The following is a 20,785-nucleotide window of genomic DNA, read 5'->3' on the forward strand; positions in this document are numbered from 1 at the left end:
AAAAAGATCCCGCCGGTTCTTTCGACCCGGCGGGATCCACTGTGGAGCTAAGGAGAATTGAACTCCTGACCTCCTGCATGCCATGCAGGCGCTCTACCAACTGAGCTATAGCCCCTTGCCTTGTCCACCGGGCTTCCCTTGCGGGTTTCCCTGGCGGCGACGCCAACATTACACGGTCCGGGGGGTGCACTACCAAATCGTTTCCGTTCTGCCCGGATTCACCCGGAATGCCACTTCAGGCGGTGACGAACGAGTAGAACCGCTTGAGCGTGCAGTGCTCTTCGAGGAGCCGGCCGTAGATCGGCTCGCCCTCCAGCTCCCGATAGGTCTCGATCGGGTCGCCCTTTATGATCAGCGCCCGCGCGCATTCCTCGCACCAGTACTGGTAGTCGGGATTGACCGGCTCCATGTCGCGGACGATCGGGGTGCCACTGCCGCACCAGTCGCACTTTCGCCTGTGGGCACCCATCGATCAGCTCCAGCTGTGGCCGCAGGCCGTGCACACGTAGGAGATCCCGCCGTTGTCACCGAGGACCTGGGCCACGAAGGCGGAACCGCAGGAAGGGCAGCCGAGCCGGGTGGCCGTGTCCCGTGTCACCGCTGCTCCGGAGAGGTGGCCGACCTCTCCGAGGATGCTCGCAGGCATCGCAACTCCCTCCCGTCGGGCCGCGCCCCCTTCCGGCCGTTTGATTCTGCCACGGCCGGGCCGATACGGTCAGCGACGCCTCAGTACCAGTCCGGACACGCCACCCAGCGCGGCCGTCGCTGCGAGCGCGAACATGCACGTCAGCAGCGCTTGCGAAGAGGTATACGCCGCCAGGCCCCCGAGTGACTCAAGCCGGTCGAAGAAGAGTGCGCCGAAGGCCGCGACCCCGACCAGCTGCCCGAGCTGCGTGACCGTGGCCAGCAGCCCGCCGGCGTCCGCCGCGTCCTCGGGCGTACGGCGGCCAGGGCCCGGGTGAGCGTGGGGCTGAACGCCAGCGCGAGCCCCGCTCCCACTCCGGCGTACGCCGCATACAGCCACACGCCCCCGTCGCCCCCGCCCCTGAAGACGAGGCCCACCGCGGCCAGGGAGACGGCGGTGAGCGTGAACCCGGCCGGAGCGAGCCCCCGTTGCCAGGCTGCGGGCCACCTGCGCCAGGTCAGACCGACCGCGCCGAAGACCACCGCGGTCGGCGCGAACGTCAGACCGGCGCGCAGCGCGCTGTACCCAGGCCCGCCTGGACGTGCAGGGTGAGGACGAACAGGAAGCCGCCGTTGGCCGCCATGACGGCCGCGATGCGCAGCACGGCGAGCCCCATGCCGGGGTGGCGCAGCACGCGGGGCGCGATCAGCGGGGCACCGCCGCGCCGGGCGAGCCGGGCTTCACAACCGCGGAACACCGCGAACAGGAGCGCGCCGACGGCCGGCGAGAGCAGGGACCACGACGGCCAGTCCTCCTCCTGGCCGAGCACGAGCGGCACGGTCCCGCGGTGGGCGAGCTGTGGATGACGTCCATGTCGCTGTCGATCAACGGGATGCCGGAGTGCCGCATCGTGGTCTACACACCGGAGGACGAGGAGACGGCGCTGCGGGTGGAGGCGCTGCGCGGGCAATGAAAAATCCCGCCCCCTGAGGGACGGGATCTTCCCGAAACCGATCTTTGACAACTCCAGAGAGTGTCGATCAGTGGAGCTAAGGAGAATTGAACTCCTGACCTCCTGCATGCCATGCAGGCGCTCTACCAACTGAGCTATAGCCCCTTGCGTTCTTCCCGCTCGGCGGGGCGAACAAGAAGAACTTTAGCCTGCGACCTGCCGGAAAGTGAAATCCGGGTCCGGTCCGCCCCGAGGTGCTCAGTCGTCGTCGCCGAGGACCGGCTCCGGCAGGGTGCCGGCGTTGTGCTCGAGGAGCCGCCAGCCGCGGGCGCCCTCGCCGAGGACGGACCAGCAGCAGTTGGAGAGGCCGCCGAGGCTCTCCCAGTCGTGCGCCTCCAGGCCGAGCAGGCGGCCGATGGTGGTGCGGATCGTGCCGCCGTGGCTGACGACGACGAGCGTGCCGTCCTCGGGCAGCTTCTCGGCGTGCCGCAGCACGACGGGGGCGGAGCGGTCGGCCACCTCCGTCTCCAGTTCGCCGCCGCCGCGGCGGACGGGCTCGCCGCGCTTCCACGCGGTGTACTCGTCACCGAACCGGGAGACGATCTCCTCGTGCGTCAGTCCCTGCCAGACGCCCGCGTACGTCTCCCGCAGGGCCTCGTCGTGGGTCACCTCGAGGCCGGTGAGCGCGGCCAGCTCGGCGGCCGTGTTCGCGGCCCGCTGAAGGTCCGAGGCGATGATCGCGTCGGGCTTGAGGGAGGCCAGCAGCCTGGCGGACCGGCGGGCCTGGGCCACGCCGGTCTCGGTCAGCGGGACGTCCGTGGTGCCCTGGAAGCGGCGTTCCACGTTCCACAGGGTCTGGCCGTGCCGCCAGAGGATGACGCGCCGGCCGCGGCCCGGCGACCGGCCGGCCGCGGCCTCGGCACCAGGTGGGGTCGTCACCAGTCGCCCCCCGGCTCTGCGGCGTCCTGGGCGGCCTGCAGCTCGGCGTGTTCCCGGGCCTTGCCCCGGGTCGCCCGGGCGTCGGCGGGCAGGTCCAGCTCGGGGCAGTCCTTCCACAGCCGCTCCAGGGCGTAGAAGACGCGCTCCTCGCTGTGCTGGACGTGCACGACGATGTCGACGTAGTCGAGCAGGACCCAGCGGGCCTCGCGGTCGCCCTCGCGGCGGACCGGCTTGGCGCCGAGCTCCTTCTGCAGGCGCTCCTCGATCTCGTCGACGATCGACTTGACCTGGCGGTCGTTGGGGGCGGAGGCCAGCAGGAAGGCGTCCGTGATCGACAGCACGTCGCTGACGTCGTAGGCGATGATGTCGTGCGCGAGCTTGTCGGCGGCCGCCTGGGCGGCGGTCCGGATGAGCTCGATGGAGCGGTCTGTGGCGGTCACTGCGTGGCTTTCCGTCGGCGGTCGTTTGCCCTCAAGGGTCTCACGGCCGCCGACGACACCCCACGGGAATGCACCGGACCCGGCGTGACCGGGGGCCGCTTCCGTGACGGGCCCCCGGTTCCGCCCCGGCTATGACGACGAGGGCTCGTAGTCCTTGCCGAGGACGACCGTGACATCCGCGTTCGCGGGGACCGTGCCCTTCGCGACGACGGTGCCGGGCAGGCCCAGGGTCTTGGCGACCTCGGTGGCGTTCTCCTTGTCGGCGGCGTCCGCGTAGAGCACCTTGGACGTGGACGCGGTGCCGCCCGGGGCCGTGCCGCCGTCCAGGAAGGTGAAGCCGCCGTTGAGGAGGACCACGCGCGCGTCCTCGGTGGTGGCCTTGACTCCGCCGGCGTTCTGCACAAAGACGCTGACCGCCGCGTCCTTGTCGGGGCTCTTCGCGGTGCCGCCGAGGATGTCCTTGACCACGCTGGCGCCGGCCTCGGCGCTGAGCGTGCCGTCGGCCTGCACGGGCAGGAGGGCGGTCTTGTAGTCGCCGCCCTTGGCGAGGTCGGCGAGGCCAGCGAGGAAGGCGCCGAGATCCTTGTCGGTGAGCGAGGGGTCGAGGATCTGCGCCAGGGTCTGCACGGTGACGGTGGCGCCCTGCGGGTCGGAGGACACCTTGCGCAGCACGGCCTGCATGACCTGGCCGAACCGCTCCAGCTGGGCGTTCTGGGCCTCGCCCTCGGCGCGGTAGGTGGCGTAGGCGACGGCCGCCTTGCCGCTGAGGGTCTGACCCTCGCCCTTGCTGACGAGCGGGGCCTGGCCCTTCTTGGCGGCCGGGTCCGGCACGGCGGTGTCGGTGTCCACCTCGATGTTGCCGACGAGGTCGACGAGGTTCTGCAGGTAGGGGGTGTCCAGCCGCCAGGTGCCCTGGATCTCGGTGCCGAGGACGGTGTCCAGCGACTCGCGCGTCCCTGCGGAACCGTCGCCGTCGACGGACTTCGCGAGGGTCGTCGTGGTGCCGTCGTCGGTGGTGACGACGAGGGAGTTGGGCAGCAGGACGGTGGTGCCCTGCTCGGTGGTGGTGTTGTCGACCAGCAGGACCGTGGAGGTGCCGCCCTGGGCGGTGTCGTGCAGGTGGACCACGATCACGTCGCGCTTCTGGGCGGCGGGGGCGGCCGTGGTGCCGCCCTTGGAGTCGTCGGACGACGACAGTCCGGGCAGTTTCCCGGCGTACCAGAGGTAGCCCACTCCGCCGACCGCGGTCAGCGCGAGGACGACGGCCAGGGCGACCAGGCGGCTGCGGGCGCGGCGCTTGGCCTCCTCGCGGCGCTCGGTGCGGTTCTCGGTGAAGTTCAGCCAGTCGATGACGTCCTCGGAGTCCCCGTCGGGATCTTCGACGAACGCGAACTGCTCCGTGTGGTAATCCCGTTGGGGCCGCGCGGAGGCGTCCGGCTCCTCCTCGGCCTCCGCCGGTCCGGCCTGCTGCGGGATGTAGGCGGTCTGCTCGGCGGCCCGCGACTGCTGGCCGCTGGTGGCCGTCTGCCCGTAGGGGTCGTACGGGGCCGCGGTCCCGCCTGCCTGCTGCGTGCGCGTGCCGGTGCCGTAGGGGTCGTGGACGGGAGCCTGCCGGCCGGTGTCGTACGGGTCGTACGCGGGGGTGGCCGGCTGCCGGCCGGTGCCGTAGGGGTCGTAGGCCTGCTGCTGCCCCTCGCCCTGGGCGTACGGGTCGTGGCCGTAGCCCTGCTGCTGTGCGTACGGGTCGTAGGCCTGCTGCGGCGGGACCTGCCGGTACACCGGCTGGCCGTACTCGTCATAGCCGACGAGTTCGTACGGGGTCTCCCCGTAGCCCGCGTCGTTTCGGTCGTTCACCGGTGCCCCTCTCGGCTCACTCGCCGCGGTACAGCTCGCGCTTGTCGATGTAGCGCACGACTCCGTCCGGCACCAGATACCAGACGGGGTCGCCCTTGGCGACTCTCGCGCGGCAGTCCGTGGAGGAGATGGCCAGTGCGGGGACCTCGACGAGGGAGACGCCGCCCTCGGGGAGGCCGGGGTCGGCCAGGTTGTGGCCGGGCCGGGTGACACCGATGAAGTGGGAGAGGGAGAACAGTTCCTCGCTGTCCCGCCAGGTCAGGATCTGTCCCAGGGCGTCCGCACCCGTGATGAAGAAGAGGTCCGTGTCGGGATTGAGGGACCGCAGGTCGCGCAGGGTGTCCACGGTGTAGGTGGGACCGCCGCGGTCGATGTCGATGCGGCTGACCGAGAACTGCGGGTTCTCGGCGGTCGCGATGACCGTCATCAGATAGCGGTCCTCGGCCAGGGAGACCCTGCGGTGGCTCTTCTGCCACGGCTCGCCGGTCGGGACGAACACGACCTCGTCCAGGTGGAACTGCGCGGCGACCTCACTGGCCGCCACGAGGTGCCCGTGGTGGATCGGGTCGAAGGTCCCGCCCATGACGCCGAGGCGGCGCTTGCCCGGCTTCGACGGGCTGTTCGACGGACCGGTAGGCATGTCCTGCTCTCCCATGCGTGCAGACCCTACCGGCCCGTCCCGAGGACACGGTCCGACCGATGTCCGAAGCGCCCCGCTATGAACACAGTGGTCTCAGTGGTCTCAGCGGTCGCGGTTGAAGCGGGTGGTGACCCACAGCAGGAGCACCAGGATCAGGAAGGCGGCACCACCGGTGACCAGGGGGCTCAGGCTCTCGTGGTTGCCACCGTGCTCCTCGCCCTCGGCGGCGAGAGTGACCAACTGGGCGGCTGCGCTGTGGAAGCTCATCTTCGGCAGGACCTATCCGATGGAGGGCGGGATAAAGATGTCGGCCCATCGTAAGCGGGCGCCTCGGCACGCCACACGCCGACTCCGCCGTTGGGGAGGCCGGTTGCCCGCGGGCGCCGCCGGCGGCGGCTCCGTGGGCGGTTCCGGAGGAGGCGGACGTGGCGTGGGAGGCGAGGGGGAACCTTCCCGACGGCTCAGTCGTCTTTCCGCTTGTAGCCCCGCAACAGGAACCAGGCTGTCAGCACGCAACCCAGCACCATCACGATCAGTACGACCCGGAGCAGGTACCCCGAACCCTGCTGCTGCGCGGCGCCGGCGGCCTGCGCGATCCAGGCGGCGGTGGGGGTGTGCTCCATGGCGCGGGACTCCTTCGGTGTGGTGCCCGTCCACCGTAACTCCGCCTGGGACGGGCCCTGCTTCGGAGGCGCAAAGGGCTGCACAAAGGTCCGCAAAGGACCACACGTACAAGGGCCATACACACGCACTTGGGGGATGGATGTCCGACGACGGCCACGAGCACAACGGTCACGAGAACGTGCCGAGCAGGCAGCGCAGGCGTTTCCCCGGGATCTCCTCGCGTGCGTACGAGCACCCGGCCGACCGCTCCGCCCTGGTGGCGCTGCGCAAGCTGAGCGGTTTCGACACGGTCTTCAAGGCGCTCAGCGGGCTGCTGCCCGAGCGGAGTCTGCGTCTGCTGTTCCTGTCCGACTCGGTCCGCGTCTCGGACCAGCAGTTCAGCCACCTGAACGACATGTTGCGGGACGCCTGCTACATCCTGGACCTGGAGAAGGTCCCGGCGATGTACGTCACCCAGGACCCGAAGCCCAACGCGATGTGCATCGGTCTGGACGAACCGATCATCGTGGTGACCACCGGCCTCGTCGAGCTGCTCGACGAGGAGGAGATGCGGGCCGTCGTCGGTCACGAGGTGGGTCACGCCCTGTCCGGGCACGCCGTGTACCGCACGATCCTGCTGTTCCTGACGACCCTCGCCCTCAAGGTCGCCTGGATCCCGCTGGGCAACCTCGCGATCATGGCGATCGTGACCGCGCTGCGCGAGTGGTTCCGCAAGTCGGAGCTGTCCGCGGACCGGGCCGGCCTGCTGGTCGGACAGGACCTCAAGGCCTCGATGCGCGGCCTGATGAAGATCGCGGGCGGCAACCACCTGCACGAGATGAACGTGGACGCGTTCCTCAAGCAGGCCGAGGAGTACGAGGCCGGAGGCGACCTGCGCGACTCCGTGCTGAAGATCCTCAACGTACTGCCCCGCTCCCACCCCTTCACCACCGTGCGCGCGGCCGAGCTGAAGAAGTGGGCCGAGTCCCGTGACCACCAGCGGATCCTGGACGGTCACTACCCGCGTCGCACCGAGGACAAGGAGACCTCGGTCACCGACTCCCTCCGCGAGTCGGCGTCGCACTACACCGATCACGTGAAGAGCTCGAAGGACCCGCTGATGAAGCTGGTCACCGACATCGCGGGTGGGGCGGGCAACCTGGGGGGCCGGGTGCGCCGCGGCTTCGACGGCTTCACCGGCACCGCGCCCCCGCAGGACCGTCCGACGGACACGCCCCCGCGCGACGAAGCCTGACGGGCCCGTTCGCCCGGCGGGGCGCACCGGCCCCACCGCTCACGCCCGCGCCGGCTCGCGTCTCGCCGGCACGTCCCGTTCCCCGGACCCGCCCCTGCGGCCCCCGCCGCTCACACGCTCGGCTGTGCGCTCGCCGCCAGCGATCCGCAGAGCGCCGTCGCCCCGCCTGTCGCGTAGGGGTCGGTGCCGGCCGGGCCGCCCGTCCCGGCGGTCTGGCCGGCGAGCAGGGGCCGCAGGTGGTTCGTGGAGTCGTCGCCGCAGGACAGCGGGCCGGCCTGCACGTAGGAGACGATCAGCTGGGTCTGCCGCAGCCGCAGGTCGTCGCGGTCGAAGCGGAACTGGAGCTCGCGGCGGACGGTGAACAGCGAGGCGGGGGTCCCGGCGTCGGCTCCGGCCGGGCGCAGGGCGTAGACGAAGGTGTGGTCGGCGGTGACCTCGAGGGTGGCGGCGTCGGCCTCGGCGGCCTGGAGGGTGCCCTGGACGCGGATCCCGCGGTCGGCGAGTTCGGCTCGGGCGGGGTCGAAACGCACGAGCCATCCGGTGGGCGCGTGCCGTCCGTCGGCCGCCGGGTGGGTGAAGCTCTCGTCGAACTGGTCGAGCTGAGCGGGGTCGAGCAGCATCCGTACGGGCCTGACCTGCTGCCCGGTGAGCACCTCCGGGTAGAGCGAGGAGCGCACGATGTAGTCCTTGGCGGTGCTCAGGGCGGTGACGACCTGGCTGTCGGAGAAGTGCGCGGTGCGCCGGGAGGGGGGCAGCGGGATGCCCTCCGCGCCGACGCGGTACTGGGCGGCCGGGCTGTGTGCGAACAGGTGGGCGGGGTCGGCGGTGCCGGGCACGGCGCCCTGCGGGGCGAGCGGGATGACGGTCATCCGCAGCGGCTCGACGGCGCGGCGGGCGGCCGGGTTCTGGTAAGGGTGCCGGACACCCATGTAGATCGCGGTGCCGAAGGCGAGAGCGATCAGCAGGACCAGGGCGAGAGCCTGCCGGGGCAGGCCGGTCCGCCGCACGGGCGGGCGGCGGCGTACGGCGGGGGCGTGGTCGGCGATGCGTTCCTCGGCGGAGTACTCCTGGAGGCGGGCAGCGCGGACGAACGATTCGTCGAAGACGACGGATCGGTACTCGTCCTCACCGCCACCGGGAGTTCCCTCGGGTGCCCCCTCCGGTGGCTCTCCGGGCCCGCCCATACCTTCAGAGTAGGTCGCCGGGAGTCCCGGTAAACGCCGCGCTGCGCCACAAGTTCTGACAGGTTCTCACCCGGTCGGCGGCGCTGCCTCAAGGCGTGCGCGGGACGGCCGCGACGGGTGGCCGCACCTGGCCGGCGGAGGCGGACGGGACCGGCCCGGCACCGGTTTCGAGCCCGGTCGACGCGGGCGACGGCGCGTGGTCGCGGTTGTCGGAGGGGGAGGCTCCCCGGTAGACCGCGGCGAAGGCCAGCGCGACCATGCCCACCCCCATGACGACGGCGAGCATCCAGGCGACCGGCCGATGCCAGCGGACCTGTTTGCCGTACGGCCCGAAACCGTCGTGCCGGCGGCCCCAGGTGTCCGGGTCGTCGGGATCCTCGAGGTCGTCCGGATCGTCGTAGTCCGGATCATGGCCGAAGACGCCGGGTCCGTACAGGTCGTCGTAGCGGTCGCCGCGGGCGCGGCGGGCTTCGGCCTCCGAGGCCTCGGCTCTCGCCTGCGCGGCGGCCAGGAGGCGTTCGACGGCGGTCGGCTCGTGCACCGGCGCCGCCCGTACGAAGGCCTCGTCGAAGACCACGGAGGCGAACTCTTCGTCCGACACCCCGCGGTCGTGGTCGTCGTCGGGCTCCCAGCCGTCCGGGAACGGCGTGCCCCCCACGTCCTCCGGCACGGATCCAGAGTAGACCTGGGGGGTTAATTTGGGCAGACGGTACGGAAATTCATCCGCCCGCCGAGACGCCTCTCACGCCCCCGGCGGGCGCCACGTGCCTCCCGTCAGCGTCGTACGTGGCCGTCGCCGGTGACGATGTACTTGGTGCTGGTCAGCTCCGGCAGGCCCATGGGGCCGCGGGCGTGCAGCTTCTGGGTGGAGATGCCGATCTCCGCGCCGAAGCCGAACTGGCCGCCGTCGGTGAAGCGGGTGGAGGCGTTCACGGCGACCGTGGTGGAGTCGACCAACTGCGTGAAGCGGCGGGCGGCCTGCTGGGAGGTGGTCACGATGGCCTCGGTGTGGCCGGAGGTCCACAGCCGGATGTGCTCGACGGCCTTGTCGAGCGAGTCGACGACGGCGGCGGCGATGTCGTAGGAGAGGTACTCGGTCTCCCAGTCCTCCGGGGTGGCCTCGACGACGGTCGCCCGGGAGTCCTTGGCGTAGGCCAGGACGCGCTCGTCGGCGTGGACGGTGACCCCGGCGTCCGCGAGGGCGTCGAGGGCGCGGGGCAGGAACTCGGCGGCGATGTCCTGGTGGACCAGGAGGGTCTCGGCGGCGTTGCAGACGCTGACCCGGTGGGCCTTGGAGTTGATGAGGATGTCGACCGCCATGTCGAGGTCGGCCTGGGCGTCGACGTACACGTGGCAGTTTCCGGTGCCGGTCTCGATCACCGGAACGGTGGACTCCGATACGACCGTCTGGATCAGCGAGGCGCCGCCGCGCGGGATCAGCACGTCGACGAGGCCGCGGGCGCGCATCAGCTCGCGCACGCTCTCCCGGCTCTCCCCAGGCACGAGCTGGACGGCGTCGGCGGGCAGCCCGGCGCCGCCGACGGCGTCGCGGATCACCCGCACCAGAGCGCTGTTCGACTCGTAGGCGGAGCCGGAGCCGCGCAGCAGGACCGCGTTGCCGGACTTCAGGCACAGGGCGGCGGCGTCGACGGTGACGTTCGGCCGGGCCTCGTAGATGATGCCGACCACGCCGAGCGGGACGCGGACCTGGCGCAGGTCGATGCCGTTCGGGAGGGTGGAGCCGCGCACGACCTCGCCGACGGGGTCGGGCAGGGCGACGACGTCGCGCACGTCGGAGGCGATGGCCCGCACCCGCTCCGGGGTGAGGGTCAGCCGGTCGACGATCGCCTCGCTGGTGCCGGCCTCGCGGGCCTTGGCGATGTCCCTGGCGTTGGCCTCGACGATCTCGCTCGTACGAACCTCCAGCGCGTCCGCGATGGCGAGCAGCGCGTCGTCCTTGACGGCCCGCGGCAGCGGCGCGAGGTCGGCGGCGGCCGCCTTGGCGCGGTAGGCGGCCTGGGTCACCGGGGAGAGGGCGTCGTACGGCGAGAGCGTGGTCATAAGGAAAGGGTAGTGCGCGGCGCGGGCCCGCTCATGGCTTGTTCCACACCCCGAGACACCCACCGAGACACCGGCCGGGACGCCCCTGGAGACGTCGGCCGAGATGTCGGCCGAGACGCCTCTCGGGGCTCCCGCCCGGGCCGGCCGAGGTCAGTAGGGGTGGACCCCGACGGGGGTCGCCGGGGCCGGACCGTAGCCCTCGGCGATGCGCTGGTGGTAGGTCTGGCGGTCGATGACCTCCAGGCCGACGATCTCCCACGGCGGGAGTCCGGCCGTCTGACGGTGCTCGCCCCACAGGCGCAGGGCGACCGCGGCCGCGTCGTGCAGGTCGCGGGCCTCCTCCCAGTAGCGGATCTCCGCGTGGTCGACGGCGTAGCGGCTGGTCAGGAGGAAGGGGTGGTCGTGGGCGAGCCGTTCCAGGGCGCGCCGCACCTCCTTGAGGTCGGCCTCCTCGCCGGAGACGCTGAGGGTGACGTGCCACAGGCGGGGCAGGTCCGCGGGGCGGGTCCGCCCCGGGCCGCCGTCCTCCTGCCGCTCCCGGTAGTTCTCCCCGGTCGCCACGCTCGTCAGGGCGCGTTCCTCGGCCGCCGGGCGCGAGGCCGCCGGACTCGCCCCGCCGGCACTCCCACGGGCCGCTGCCACCCCAGGGCGTACTCGTCTCACGACGGCCTCCTTTACGCAGCGCTCGTGCGGAACATGTCCCAGAAACAAAGTGGAGCAGGCCGCACGGCTCCATGGGGCCGTTTCACGGAACGTCCCCCACCGGTACGGACCGTTCGAGCGTCGCCGGGAGCGGCCGTTCGACCGCGGGCGCGGGGGCGGGAGCCTCAAGGGTGCAGGATCACCAGGTCGTCCCGGTGGACGACCTCCCGCTCGTACTCGGCGCCGAGTTCGCGCGCCAGTTCGCGGGTGGAGCGGCCGAGCAGCTGGGGGATCTCCTTGGCGTCGAAGTTGACGAGGCCGCGGGCCACGGCGTGCCCGGAGCCGTCGCGCAGCTCGACCGGGTCGCCCGCGCTGAAGTCGCCCTCGACGGCGGCGATCCCGGCCGGCAGCAGCGAGGTGCGGCGTTCGACGACCGCCCGTACGGCTCCGTCGTCCAGGGTCAGCGAGCCCTGCGGGGTGGACGCGTGCTGGAGCCACAGCAGCCGGTCGGCGGAGCGCTTGCCGGTGGCATGGAAGTAGGTGCCGGTGTCACCGCCCGAGAGGGCGTCGGCCGCGTGGACGGCGTTGGTGAGGACGACGGGGATGCCCGCGGCGGCCGCGATCCGGGCGGCCTCGACCTTGGTGACCATGCCGCCGGTCCCGACGCCCGCCTTGCCTGCGCTGCCGATCTCGACGCCGTCCAGGTCGGCGGGTTCGCGCACCTCGGCGATCCGTGAGGTGCCGGGTTTGCTGGGGTTGCCGTCGTACACGCCGTCGATGTCGGAGAGGAGCACGAGGAGGTCGGCGTGGACGAGGTGGGCGACGAGGGCGGCGAGCCGGTCGTTGTCGCCGAAGCGGATCTCGTCGGTGGCGACGGTGTCGTTCTCGTTGACGACCGGGAAGGCGCCCATCGCCAGCAGTTTGTCGAGGGTGCGGGAGGCGTTGCGGTGGTGGGCGCGGCGGCTCATGTCGTCGGAGGTGAGCAGGACCTGGCCGACGCGGACGCCGTAGCGGGCGAAGGAGGCGGTGTAGCGGGCCACGAGGAGGCCCTGGCCGACGCTGGCCGCGGCCTGCTGCCGGGCGAGGTCCTTCGGCCGGCGGCGCAGGCCCAGCGGTGCGAGTCCGGCGGCGATGGCGCCGGAGGAGACCAGGACGATCTCGCGCTCTCCTCCGCTGCGGATCTTGGCGAGGACGTCGACGAGCGCGTCCACCCGGTCGGCGTCCAGGCCGCCGGAGGCGGTGGTCAGCGACGAGGAGCCCACCTTGACGACGATCCTGCGGGCCTCGCGCACGGCCTGCCTTGCCCCTGCCACCTTGTTCTTCGTCCCCTCGCGTAGGTCCACGGCTGCCCCTCACGCAATCTACGCGAACGGGGGCGGAGGGCGCGCCGGGGTTTCACGTGCCGGGACGGTCACGCTGTGCCCGCGGATGTTCACCGTTTGCGTAGGGCAAAGAGCCTGTGCGGGTTCCACAGGAAATTTGAAGAGATCCAAAATTTCCTTCGAAGTTCGCGTGACCTAAAGTTCGCCCTGTGAAGCGCATACTCCTGAGATCGGGGAAGAGCCCCTTCGACGTACTCCCCGTCGAGGAGGCACTGCACCGCGACGTGATCGCCACCAACTCCGGCAACCTGATCTTCAGCGATGCCGCCCACAAGATCCTCACCACCCCGGACACCGAGGTGGTCTCGAACAGCATGCGGACCGAGGTGGCCGCGGCGGGGCGGATCAACGAGGAGTACGACGCCTTCGTCGTGCCTCTCGCCAACGCCTTCCGGCCGACGTTCGAGCCGGCGCTCCAGCGGCTGACCCGGCTGATCGGCAAGTTGCGGATCCCGGTCGTGGTGCTGGGCGTCGGCGCGCAGGCCGGCCTCGACCAGGACCCCGCGCGGCTGAAGGCCATGGAGCCGACCGTGCGGGCGTTCTGCTCGGCGGTGCTGGAGCGCAGCGCGTCGATCGGCGTGCGGGGCGAGTTCACCGAGAAGTACCTGACCGACATGGGGTTCCGGGACGTGGAGGTCATCGGCTGCCCGTCGATGTTCCTGCACGGCGACCGGCTGACCGTGGAGAAGCGGGTCGAGTCCCTCACGCCGGAGTCGCGGATAGCCGTCAACGGCTCGCACACCGCGGTGCGCAGCGGGGGTCTGCACCGGATCATCACGCGGACCCACGCGCACTACCCGAACCTGCGGTACATAGGCCAGAACCTCACCGACGCCAAGCAGCTCCACTGGCGTGACGTGGACTCCCCGGCCGGCCGCGTGACGCAGATGCCGACCCACCCCGACCACCCGATGTACCGCGAGGACAAGGTCCGGGTGTACGTCGACCCGGTGAGGTGGATGGACGACCTCCGCGACTTCGACTACTCGTTCGGTTCGCGGATCCACGGCAACATCGCGGCGCTGCTGGCGGGCACGCCCGCGACGGTGCTGGCCTTCGACTCGCGCACGCTGGAGCTGTGCCGCTACTTCGAGATCCCGCACCGGCTCCTCAACGAGGTGCCCGCGGACCTCGACCCGGCCACCCTGTACGAGGAGGCCGACTTCGGGCCGCTGACCGGCAACCACCGGGAGCGCTTCGAGCGGTTCACGGGCTTCCTCGACAAGAACGGCCTGGAGAACACCTTCACGCACGGCGACGGCGGCGCGGCCTTCGACAAGAAGCTGCGGTCGCTGTCCTTCCCGGCCGGGGTGCGGCCCTGGAACGACACGGACCCTGCCTCGCTGACGAGCCGGTTCGGGTGGCTTCAGCAGCGGATCAGCCAACTGGACGCGCACAACACCGAGTTGAAGCGGGAGCTGGCGAAGAGCCGGGCGGGGGCACGGGGCGCGGCCAAGGCCGCGCTGGTCACTCCGTCGATCTACCGGCGTGCCCGGCGGGCGGTCGGAGGGCCGCTGCGGCGGGCGCTGAAGCCGTCGAAGTAGCCCTGGGAGCCCTCCCGCCCCGCACACCGCCGTCGCCGCCCTCGCCACGCCGCCGCCGACGTCACATCGCCACCCTCGTCACGCCGCCGCCGTCGTCCGAGCCCTCAGCCGGCGCAGCGTGCGCCGCACCTTGCGGGTCGCCCTGCGCAGGAAGGACTCGGCCGGGCCCTGGCGCCAGCCCGGGAACTCCCTGGCCTCCCGGGGCTCGGCGAGGTAGACGCGGTCGGGGACGCCGGCCGCGCGGTCCCGGAAGTGCGGGTAGGCGAGGTAGAGCCGCGTGCCGCGCTTCTCCAGGACGGGGTCGGGCTCGCGCTTGTCCTTGATGAACTCGATGACCTCCGCGAGGAGGTCGGGGCGCCCCTCGGCGACCAGGTGCAGGCGCAACCGCTCGTGGACCCGGAGGCGGTGGGAGACGCCCTCGTTCCAGTACGCGTCCATCAGCGGCTTGGCCAGTTCGAGTTTGGTGCGCCGGATCTCCTCGTCGTTCCTGAGGAAGACCGGCCCGAACTGCGGCAGGACGGTCACCAGGAACGGGCGGACCATGAGCACGTCCCGCTTGGGGCCGGGCGGCAGCATCCGGGCGATCAGCTCCATCAGGGCGCGCGCCGAGTCGAAGCGCAGGGTGTAGCTGCCGCTCTTGGTCACGTGCTTGCCGTCGCTGCGGCCCACCAGGTAGTAGCAGGTGTGATCAGCGACCACGGAGACGCCGTCGGCCCGCAGGTAGGCCTCCATGGTGAACACCGCGTCCTCGCCGGTCCACAGGGACTCGTCGAAGCGGATGCCGTGCCGCTCCAGCAGTGCGCGCCGGAACAGTTTCTGCGCGCTGAGCGTGAACTTGATGTTGGACGAGAAGACGTCGGTCCGTTCCAGGGTCTTGCCCCACATGGACCGGGGTGCCTTGCGGTTGACGCCCTCGACGCGGCCGAGGACCACGTCCGTGCCGTTGCGGTCGGCCATGGCGACCATGCGCTCCAGGGCCTCGGGCCCGAGCCGGTCGTCGGCGTCGAGGAAGAAGACGTACCGGCCGGTGGCCTTGGCCAGGCCGACGTTGCGCGGGCCGCTGGGGCCGCCGGAGTTCGGCTGGCGGATCACGGTGACCGCCATGGGGACGCGGGCGGCGAACTCCTCCAGGCAGTCGCCGCTGCCGTCCGTGGAGCCGTCGTCGACCGCGATCACCTCGATGCGCGCCGGGTCCAGGGACTGTGCCTCCACCGATGCCAGGCATTCGACCAGGTACGGCATCGCCTCGTACGCCCCGATGATCACGCTGACATCGGGCTCGGCCACGGTCACTTCTCCCCCTCGTCACGCACGGTTTCCCCCCTGGTCAAAGATCGGGCAACCCGGTAGACGGGGGATTACAGAAAGGGGTTGCTCGTGTTACCCGCACCCTGGATGTGTGCCGCGTCACAGCCTAGGGAAACGGCTCGGCCCCCGGAGATTCCCTCTCCGGGGGCCGAGCAGATGTCCCACAGGCGCCTCCTACCGGGCGCCTCGTACCGCGGGCTTCACACGCGGGTGCCTCAGACCGCGGTCACGCCGCCCTCCGCCAGTTCCGCCTCTCCGGCCTCCGCGACGACGCGGGACTCCTGGCCGACGTTGCGGGCCTCGGCCTTCAGCGCGAGGTCGGCGATCGCGGTGTCGAACCGCTCGAGGGAGGTCGGCTCGTCGGGGCCGAGCAGGTACTCCTTCAGTTCCTTGCGGTCCTCGGCCAGCACGTCGGCGGCCGGGTCGCGGACGGCGTCCAGCAGCTGCTGCACCCCGGCGGCGTCGTTGGTGAGGATCACGGCCGCGCGCACCGCGGTGTTCTGCCGCCGGAACTCCTCCGCGCCCAGCTCGGCCGAGTCGGTGACGGCGTACGGCTTGCCGCTGGCGATGAAGTCGGAGACGACGCTGGAGATGTCCGAGACCATCGCCTCGGAGGCGTTGAAGCAGTCGTACAGGCGCGGCTCGCCGCCGGTGATGACGCGGTGCTCGTACGACGGGAAGGAGCGCCAGTAGGCGTCGTTCCAGTCGGCGCGCAGCCGGGCGGCCTCCTGGTGCTTGCGCAGGTCGACGAGGCCGTCGCGGCTCGTCACCGCCTCGTCGGCCTTCTCGTCGAAGGTGAGGGAGAGCTGGTCGAGGCGGGCCTTGAGGCGGGTCAGCTCGGCCCTGGCCTTCGCCTGGGCGGCCGGGTCCGCGGTGAACCGGGGGTCGGCGGCGCGTTCGGCGGCGGCCTTCTCGACCAGGGCCGTGATCCGGCGGTGCGCGGTGCGGGCCTTGGCGCTGCGGGTGCCGGTGAAGGGGTGCGGCTTGTACAGGACCCGGACCGGGGGTTCGGCCGCGACCAGCTTCTTCACGATGTTCTCGCCGGCCAGCAGGATCGAGGTGTTGCCCGGGTCGTCGTCCCAGCCCTCCCAGGTGGGCGCGTACAGCACGGTCGGGATCCGGTCCGCCGGCGCGCCCTGCCAGGACTCGATGGGCGCGAGCTGCGGGCGGCCGACCTCGACGATGTCCTCGTCGCGGATGCCGACGTCGGCGATGGCGTAGCGGTCGCGGCCCGCGCGGCCGGCGGTCCACACCTCGTCGTACACCTTGCTGAAGGGATTGACGCTGGCGAGCTTGTCGCTGTCGCCGTGGCCGATGAAGACGTGCTTCATGGTGGGCACGCGCAGCAGGTGGATGTTCTTGCCGACGTTCGCCGCGTACAACGCGACCCGCACCATGGAGAGGTCCATGTTCATCAGGTGCACCCCCCCGGGCACGCAGACGACCGGGACCGTGGTGGGCGCCATCTTCTCCAGGATGACGCGCTCCCGCAGGATGATCAGCGGGCGGGACTCCAACTGCTCCATCGTCTCCAGCCACATGTTGAGCTGGTAGGCGGAGTCGGCCGAGCCGGAGAAGTACAGCACCGTCTCCGGGCGGTACTCGCGCAGCCAGGCGCTGACGGCCTTGAGGACCTTGTCGGCCTTCGGCGGGATCCGCTTGGCGCGCAGGTACGGCGCCAGCGCGAGGACGTACAGGGCGCCGAGGCCCAGGGTGACGCCGGTTCCGGCGAAGCCGGCGGCCTCGCTGTCGGTGACGGCGTAGGCGAGCAGGCCGGCGACGGCCGCGAGGTCGAGGTGGAGCATCTTCACGTCGGCCCGGCGCAGCAGCAGGCGCGGCGGGGCGTCGGGGACGGTCAGGCGGGAGACCAGGTCGACGTTGCGGGTCACGACCGGCATCTGGCGGCGGTTGCCGATCAGGGTGACGAGGGCGCCGTGCGGGGCCTGGAGACCGAAGAAGACCGTGAAGCAGGCGATCGCCGCGTAGAAGACCGGCTCCTCCGACAGCTCGAGCCGGGCCAGGAGCAGGATCAGGAGCAGCTCCCTGACCAGGAACCGGGTCGACAGGCCGGCTCTCACCTTGCCGAGGAGGCTGATGAGGTAGCTGCCCTTGCGGTGGAGATAGAGGTCCGCAAGGTAGGTCACGGCTGCCGCGGCGGCGAAGGCGGGGACGTTCGGGACGAGCGCGGCCAGCATGAGGCAGGGGAAGCCCAGCGTCATGAGGGCCACCGCGGCCAGCTCGGCCACGCTGCCCACCCGGGCGACGCGAATGGCGGTCGTTATCACGGAGAAACCTGCTCTGGGAGGGGGCCGGTCAGTGAATCCGAAAAGTCCGGAAAATACGTTGTGAAGGTTTCCGGAGCCTTACGGATTCAGGCCTCTGTGAATATCCCGTAAACAGGGAGCCACAGAGGCCTGAATTTCAAGGCTGATGGCGGTTGATTATGCCACGCCGTCCTGTCGGTCGAGCACGCCGGCCAGGGCCTGCTCGAAGCCGGAGGCGCGGGAGGCGTCGGCGGTGGGGTCCTGCTGGCGGACGTCGATGACGTGCCCGGTCAGCTCGGACAGCAGCACGTCCAGGGAGGTGCGGGCCACGGTCTCCGAGGAGAGCAGGCTGCCCGCCGGCTCCTGGCCGAAGGCCTTGGTGCGCATGGGGGTCGCGGTGCGCTCCGGGTTGACGCAGTTGACGCGGACGCCGTCGGCGGCCCACTCGTCGGACAGGGCCTGGGTGAGGTTCACCATGGCGGCCTTGGTCGAGGAGTAGAGGCTGTACTCGGCGCGGCCGCGGGTGTAGCTGCTGGAGGTGTAGAGCAGCAGCTGGCCCTTGGTCTCGGAGAGGTACTTGTAGGCGGAGCGGGCGATCTGGACCGGGGCCAGGTAGTTGACCTTGAGCGCTTCCTCGATGGTCGCGTTGTCGGTCTCGGCGAGCTTGCCGATGCGCAGGACGCCCGCGGTGTTGACGACGTAGTCGATGCGGCCGGTCTCGGCGTAGGCCTTGGACAGCGCGTCGTCGACCTCCTCCGGGTTCTCCACGTGGGTGTTGGTGGTGGAGCGGCCCAGGGCGTAGACGTGGGCGCCGTAGGACCGGGCGAGTTCGGCGATGTCCTTGCCGATGCCGTACGAGCCGCCGAAGACGACGAGGGTCCTGCCCGTGAGCAGTTGACGGTAGGCCTCTTCGCTCATCTGCTCGGGCGCGGCGGTGGAGCCGAGCTGGAACAGCTTGTCGGCGATGAAGACGTCGACGGGCTGCGTCACCTTCATGTTGTACTCGTCGCCCGCCACGACGTGGATCGGCACGTCCGGCAGGTAGCGCAGGACGACGGTGCAGTCGTCGGTGGCCTGGAAGTTGGGGTCGCCCGCCGCGACCTCGTAGGCCCGCCGGATGGTGGAGAGCTTGAAGGCCTGCGGGGTCTGGCCGCGGCGCAGCCGGGAGCGGTCCGGGATCTCGGTGATGAACTCCCCGTCCTCGCCGTGGGTGCGGGTGACGATGATGGTGTCGGCGGACGGGATGGCCACGTCGACGGCCTGGTAGCGGTCCAGCGCGGCGACGCAGTCGTCGATGACGCGCTGCGAGAGCAGGGGGCGTACGGCGTCGTGGAAGAGGACGTTGAGGTCCTCGCCCTCGGCCAGGCCCTCACCGAGGGCGGCGATGGCCCGCTCGGTGGTCTCGTTGCGGGTGGAGCCGCCCTCGATGACGCGGGAGACCTTGGTGAACCCGGCCTTGGCGACGATCTTCTCGACGTCCGGGACGTAGCCCGGCGCCATCAGCACGATGACGTCGTCGACGGAGTCGGCGTGCTCGAAGGTGGTCAGGGTGTGCTCGATGACGGCCTTGCCGGCGATCTTCAGCAGCTGCTTCGGGATCGACAGACCCACCCGCTGGCCGGTGCCACCGGCCAGGATCACTGCGGTGGTACGGGGCTTGGCTATGCGCTGGGACACGGGTGACCTACCTTGGGGCGACAGGGAACGGGGAAATGCTCCCACTTTCGGTAACCGCGGTGCAAGGTGAGCGCCGTTCAGCGCATATGTGCGCGCCACCCGCCATTCACCTTGCGGTGCGGATGAAGCCGGTGCGGATGAACCATACGGTGCGGGTGATTGGGCCGGTGCGGATGGGCCTTCCTGACACCCTCTCGTTAAATCCTGTGAGTAACCGCACAGACGGTAACGGATTGCCGAGAGTGACGGGATTGCGGCTCACCGGCGTCGCAGCCGTTTCAGGCAGCGCCCGCCGAGTACTTTCACGAGTTCCTTCGAGGGCGTCCGGTGCACCGGACGCCCGGACCGTCGGCCCGACGCCGCGGCCGCCGCCGCGAGCGCCCCGTACAGCGCCTGCGCCGCCACCTCCGGCGCGATGACGGACCCGTCCGGCACCGCCGTCCCCGGGGCCCGGTCCGCCCCGGCCCCGGCCGGCTCCGGCCCGGTGGACAGCAGGCCCGGATCCCCCAGCACGCGCACGCCCGTCGCCCCGCTCCGGGCGGCGGCCGCGGCTCCGACGGCGGCGGCGCGCTCGGCCGCCCAGGCCGGTGTGGAGATCTTCACGTCCCGGGCCGTGGGACCGCACGTGTTCTTCAAATGCATGACCGCGCCGTTGCGGACCAGCTTCGAATAGAGCTCGTCGGGAAGGCCGTGGCCCCGGAATTCCTTATGGAGATTCCGCAACATCCCGGTCTTGGCGAGAGTGAGGGAGCGATTCGCGGTGCCGGGGACGGCCCGCAGCAGCCGTTCGGGCAGTCCGAGCAGTTCCTCGAAGGTGCGCATCAGCCCGTCCCGGTCCCGGTCGTCCACCACGACGACGGTGACCCGGTCGGCGCCCACCGCCGCCGCCCACCGCTCCACCAGCCGGTCGTGCCGGTGGCGCCGCCAGAAACTGGGGGTGGGCTTCTCGTACGGCGCCTTGCGGAGCATGTGCTCCCGCCAGTCCTCGTAGCCCGTGCGCAGCCCGTTCTGCACGTACCGCTGCCACTGCGAGGGCATGATCCGCGCCAGCGTGCGCAGGGTGACCAGGACGTGCACCCGGTCTCCGCCGAGCTGTGCGACGATCCGCCGGACCGTCGCGTCGTCGGGGGCGTCGGCGAAGAACTCGCTGCTGATCACGGATGTGCGCGGGCCGGTGGCGTGCACCTGTCGGAGCAGCCGCGTCCAGTGCCGTTCGGTGGGCGCGGTGTCCCCCATCATGCCGGGCCGGGCGCAGGCGGCCAGCACCGCCTGCAGGGGGTGCCTGCTGGTCGCCGGGAACTCCACGCCGTACGCCGGCAGCGCGTCCCGGGCGGCGAACAGGGCGCCCCGGATCGAGGTGGTGCCGGTCTTGTGCGGCCCGATGTGCAGCAGCCGGGTGCCGGGCGGCACGGAGA

20 protein-coding genes, 2 tRNA genes and 1 pseudogene are annotated in these 20,785 nt (G+C 71.1%); 3 read left to right on the forward strand and 20 right to left on the reverse strand.

From position 1 onward, the window contains the following. Positions 1-42: 42 nt before the first annotated feature. From ACH4N1_RS02500 to ACH4N1_RS02515, 4 genes and pseudogenes are all read right to left on the reverse strand, one after another. Positions 43-115 (reverse strand) — tRNA-Ala (locus ACH4N1_RS02500). Positions 116-235: 120 nt separating this feature from the next. Then, the gene (locus ACH4N1_RS02505) at positions 236-469 is read right to left on the reverse strand and encodes a hypothetical protein (RefSeq protein WP_003976229.1); all 234 of its coding nucleotides are present in this window, start codon (positions 467-469) and stop codon (positions 236-238) included. A 3-nt stretch (positions 470-472) separates the two neighbouring features. Next, positions 473-646 carry a hypothetical protein gene (locus tag ACH4N1_RS02510; RefSeq protein ID WP_398093952.1) on the reverse strand — a complete coding sequence of 58 codons (174 nt, stop codon included), beginning with the start codon at positions 644-646 and terminating at the stop codon, positions 473-475. Positions 647-715: 69 nt separating this feature from the next. Next, a pseudogene (locus ACH4N1_RS02515) lies at positions 716-1,466 on the reverse strand (MFS transporter); the annotation flags it as partial. A gap of 6 nt (positions 1,467-1,472) precedes the next feature. Between ACH4N1_RS02515 and ACH4N1_RS02520 the strand changes: the two are divergent. Then, complete coding sequence (locus tag ACH4N1_RS02520; RefSeq protein WP_398094407.1) at positions 1,473-1,598, forward strand: hypothetical protein; 126 nt, start codon at positions 1,473-1,475, stop codon at positions 1,596-1,598. A gap of 71 nt (positions 1,599-1,669) precedes the next feature. On the opposite strand, the gene ACH4N1_RS02525 is transcribed toward ACH4N1_RS02520, so the two are convergent. From ACH4N1_RS02525 to ACH4N1_RS02555, 7 genes are all read right to left on the reverse strand, one after another. Continuing rightward, positions 1,670-1,742: transfer RNA gene (locus tag ACH4N1_RS02525), tRNA-Ala, on the reverse strand. A gap of 93 nt (positions 1,743-1,835) precedes the next feature. Further along, entirely contained in the window at positions 1,836-2,516 is a 681-nt protein-coding gene (locus ACH4N1_RS02530) for a histidine phosphatase family protein (RefSeq protein WP_398093953.1), read from the reverse strand. Continuing rightward, on the reverse strand, positions 2,513-2,956 hold the full coding sequence (gene rsfS / locus ACH4N1_RS02535; protein ID WP_398093954.1) for a ribosome silencing factor: 444 nt from the start codon (positions 2,954-2,956) through the stop codon (positions 2,513-2,515). The genes ACH4N1_RS02530 and rsfS overlap by 4 nt, the downstream gene beginning before the upstream one ends. Before the next feature lie 129 nt (positions 2,957-3,085). Then, positions 3,086-4,810, reverse strand: a complete 1,725-nt coding sequence (locus ACH4N1_RS02540) for an LCP family protein (protein WP_398093955.1) — start codon at positions 4,808-4,810, stop codon at positions 3,086-3,088. Positions 4,811-4,826: 16 nt separating this feature from the next. Beyond that, entirely contained in the window at positions 4,827-5,465 is a 639-nt protein-coding gene (gene nadD / locus ACH4N1_RS02545; protein WP_382790000.1) for a nicotinate-nucleotide adenylyltransferase, read from the reverse strand. 87 nt (positions 5,466-5,552) lie between these two features. Then, positions 5,553-5,717 (reverse strand): hypothetical protein, encoded by a 165-nt coding sequence (locus ACH4N1_RS02550; RefSeq protein WP_366057486.1) that lies wholly within the window; start codon positions 5,715-5,717, stop codon positions 5,553-5,555. Between the two features lie 194 nt (positions 5,718-5,911). Next, positions 5,912-6,073 carry a hypothetical protein gene (locus tag ACH4N1_RS02555; protein ID WP_366057487.1) on the reverse strand — a complete coding sequence of 54 codons (162 nt, stop codon included), beginning with the start codon at positions 6,071-6,073 and terminating at the stop codon, positions 5,912-5,914. A 140-nt stretch (positions 6,074-6,213) separates the two neighbouring features. Between ACH4N1_RS02555 and ACH4N1_RS02560 the strand changes: the two genes are divergently transcribed. After that, the gene (locus ACH4N1_RS02560) at positions 6,214-7,308 is read left to right on the forward strand and encodes a M48 family metallopeptidase (protein ID WP_398093958.1); all 1,095 of its coding nucleotides are present in this window, start codon (positions 6,214-6,216) and stop codon (positions 7,306-7,308) included. Positions 7,309-7,418: 110 nt separating this feature from the next. Here the strand turns inward: ACH4N1_RS02560 and ACH4N1_RS02565 are convergent, their stop codons facing one another. From ACH4N1_RS02565 to proB, 5 genes are all read right to left on the reverse strand, one after another. After that, a complete protein-coding gene (locus tag ACH4N1_RS02565) occupies positions 7,419-8,492 on the reverse strand; it encodes a hypothetical protein (RefSeq protein WP_398093959.1) in 1,074 nt (357 codons plus the stop codon). 88 nt (positions 8,493-8,580) lie between these two features. Next, positions 8,581-9,198 (reverse strand): hypothetical protein, encoded by a 618-nt coding sequence (locus ACH4N1_RS02570; protein WP_398094390.1) that lies wholly within the window; start codon positions 9,196-9,198, stop codon positions 8,581-8,583. Between the two features lie 68 nt (positions 9,199-9,266). Beyond that, positions 9,267-10,553 (reverse strand): glutamate-5-semialdehyde dehydrogenase, encoded by a 1,287-nt coding sequence (locus ACH4N1_RS02575; RefSeq protein ID WP_366057491.1) that lies wholly within the window; start codon positions 10,551-10,553, stop codon positions 9,267-9,269. A 150-nt stretch (positions 10,554-10,703) separates the two neighbouring features. Further along, on the reverse strand, positions 10,704-11,216 hold the full coding sequence (locus ACH4N1_RS02580) for a hypothetical protein (RefSeq protein ID WP_398093961.1): 513 nt from the start codon (positions 11,214-11,216) through the stop codon (positions 10,704-10,706). Positions 11,217-11,380: 164 nt separating this feature from the next. Then, complete coding sequence (gene proB / locus ACH4N1_RS02585) at positions 11,381-12,487, reverse strand: glutamate 5-kinase (protein WP_382786868.1); 1,107 nt, start codon at positions 12,485-12,487, stop codon at positions 11,381-11,383. Between the two features lie 239 nt (positions 12,488-12,726). On the opposite strand from proB, the gene ACH4N1_RS02590 reads away from it, so the two are divergent. Next, the gene (locus ACH4N1_RS02590) at positions 12,727-14,121 is read left to right on the forward strand and encodes a polysaccharide pyruvyl transferase family protein (protein ID WP_398093962.1); all 1,395 of its coding nucleotides are present in this window, start codon (positions 12,727-12,729) and stop codon (positions 14,119-14,121) included. Positions 14,122-14,199: 78 nt separating this feature from the next. On the opposite strand, the gene ACH4N1_RS02595 is transcribed toward ACH4N1_RS02590, so the two are convergent. From ACH4N1_RS02595 to ACH4N1_RS02610, 4 genes are all read right to left on the reverse strand, one after another. Next, the gene (locus tag ACH4N1_RS02595; RefSeq protein ID WP_398093963.1) at positions 14,200-15,414 is read right to left on the reverse strand and encodes a glycosyltransferase family 2 protein; all 1,215 of its coding nucleotides are present in this window, start codon (positions 15,412-15,414) and stop codon (positions 14,200-14,202) included. A 230-nt stretch (positions 15,415-15,644) separates the two neighbouring features. Continuing rightward, the gene (locus ACH4N1_RS02600) at positions 15,645-17,714 is read right to left on the reverse strand and encodes a hypothetical protein (RefSeq protein ID WP_398093964.1); all 2,070 of its coding nucleotides are present in this window, start codon (positions 17,712-17,714) and stop codon (positions 15,645-15,647) included. Between the two features lie 156 nt (positions 17,715-17,870). Continuing rightward, complete coding sequence (locus ACH4N1_RS02605) at positions 17,871-19,370, reverse strand: SDR family NAD(P)-dependent oxidoreductase (protein WP_392241268.1); 1,500 nt, start codon at positions 19,368-19,370, stop codon at positions 17,871-17,873. A 258-nt stretch (positions 19,371-19,628) separates the two neighbouring features. Continuing rightward, the gene (locus ACH4N1_RS02610) at positions 19,629-20,780 is read right to left on the reverse strand and encodes a hypothetical protein (protein ID WP_398093966.1); all 1,152 of its coding nucleotides are present in this window, start codon (positions 20,778-20,780) and stop codon (positions 19,629-19,631) included. Between the last annotated feature and the right edge of the window lie 5 nt (positions 20,781-20,785).

It is taken from the genome of Streptomyces sp. NPDC017202 (assembly GCF_044331705.1).
Taxonomy (GTDB): Bacteria; Actinomycetota; Actinomycetes; order Streptomycetales; family Streptomycetaceae; genus Streptomyces.

Bases quoted from the DNA above. Each gene is read 5' to 3' on its own strand.
- ACH4N1_RS02505 (WP_003976229.1), bottom strand. From the start codon at position 469: ATGGGTGCCCACAGGCGAAAGTGCGACTGGTGCGGCAGTGGCACCCCG.
- ACH4N1_RS02510 (WP_398093952.1), bottom strand. From the start codon at position 646: ATGCCTGCGAGCATCCTCGGAGAGGTCGGCCACCTCTCCGGAGCAGCG.
- nadD (WP_382790000.1), bottom strand. From the start codon at position 5,465: ATGGGAGAGCAGGACATGCCTACCGGTCCGTCGAACAGCCCGTCGAAG.
- ACH4N1_RS02550 (WP_366057486.1), bottom strand. From the start codon at position 5,717: ATGAGCTTCCACAGCGCAGCCGCCCAGTTGGTCACTCTCGCCGCCGAG.
- ACH4N1_RS02555 (WP_366057487.1), bottom strand. From the start codon at position 6,073: ATGGAGCACACCCCCACCGCCGCCTGGATCGCGCAGGCCGCCGGCGCC.
- ACH4N1_RS02560 (WP_398093958.1), top strand. From the start codon at position 6,214: ATGTCCGACGACGGCCACGAGCACAACGGTCACGAGAACGTGCCGAGC.
- ACH4N1_RS02565 (WP_398093959.1), bottom strand. From the start codon at position 8,492: ATGGGCGGGCCCGGAGAGCCACCGGAGGGGGCACCCGAGGGAACTCCC.
- ACH4N1_RS02575 (WP_366057491.1), bottom strand. From the start codon at position 10,553: ATGACCACGCTCTCGCCGTACGACGCCCTCTCCCCGGTGACCCAGGCC.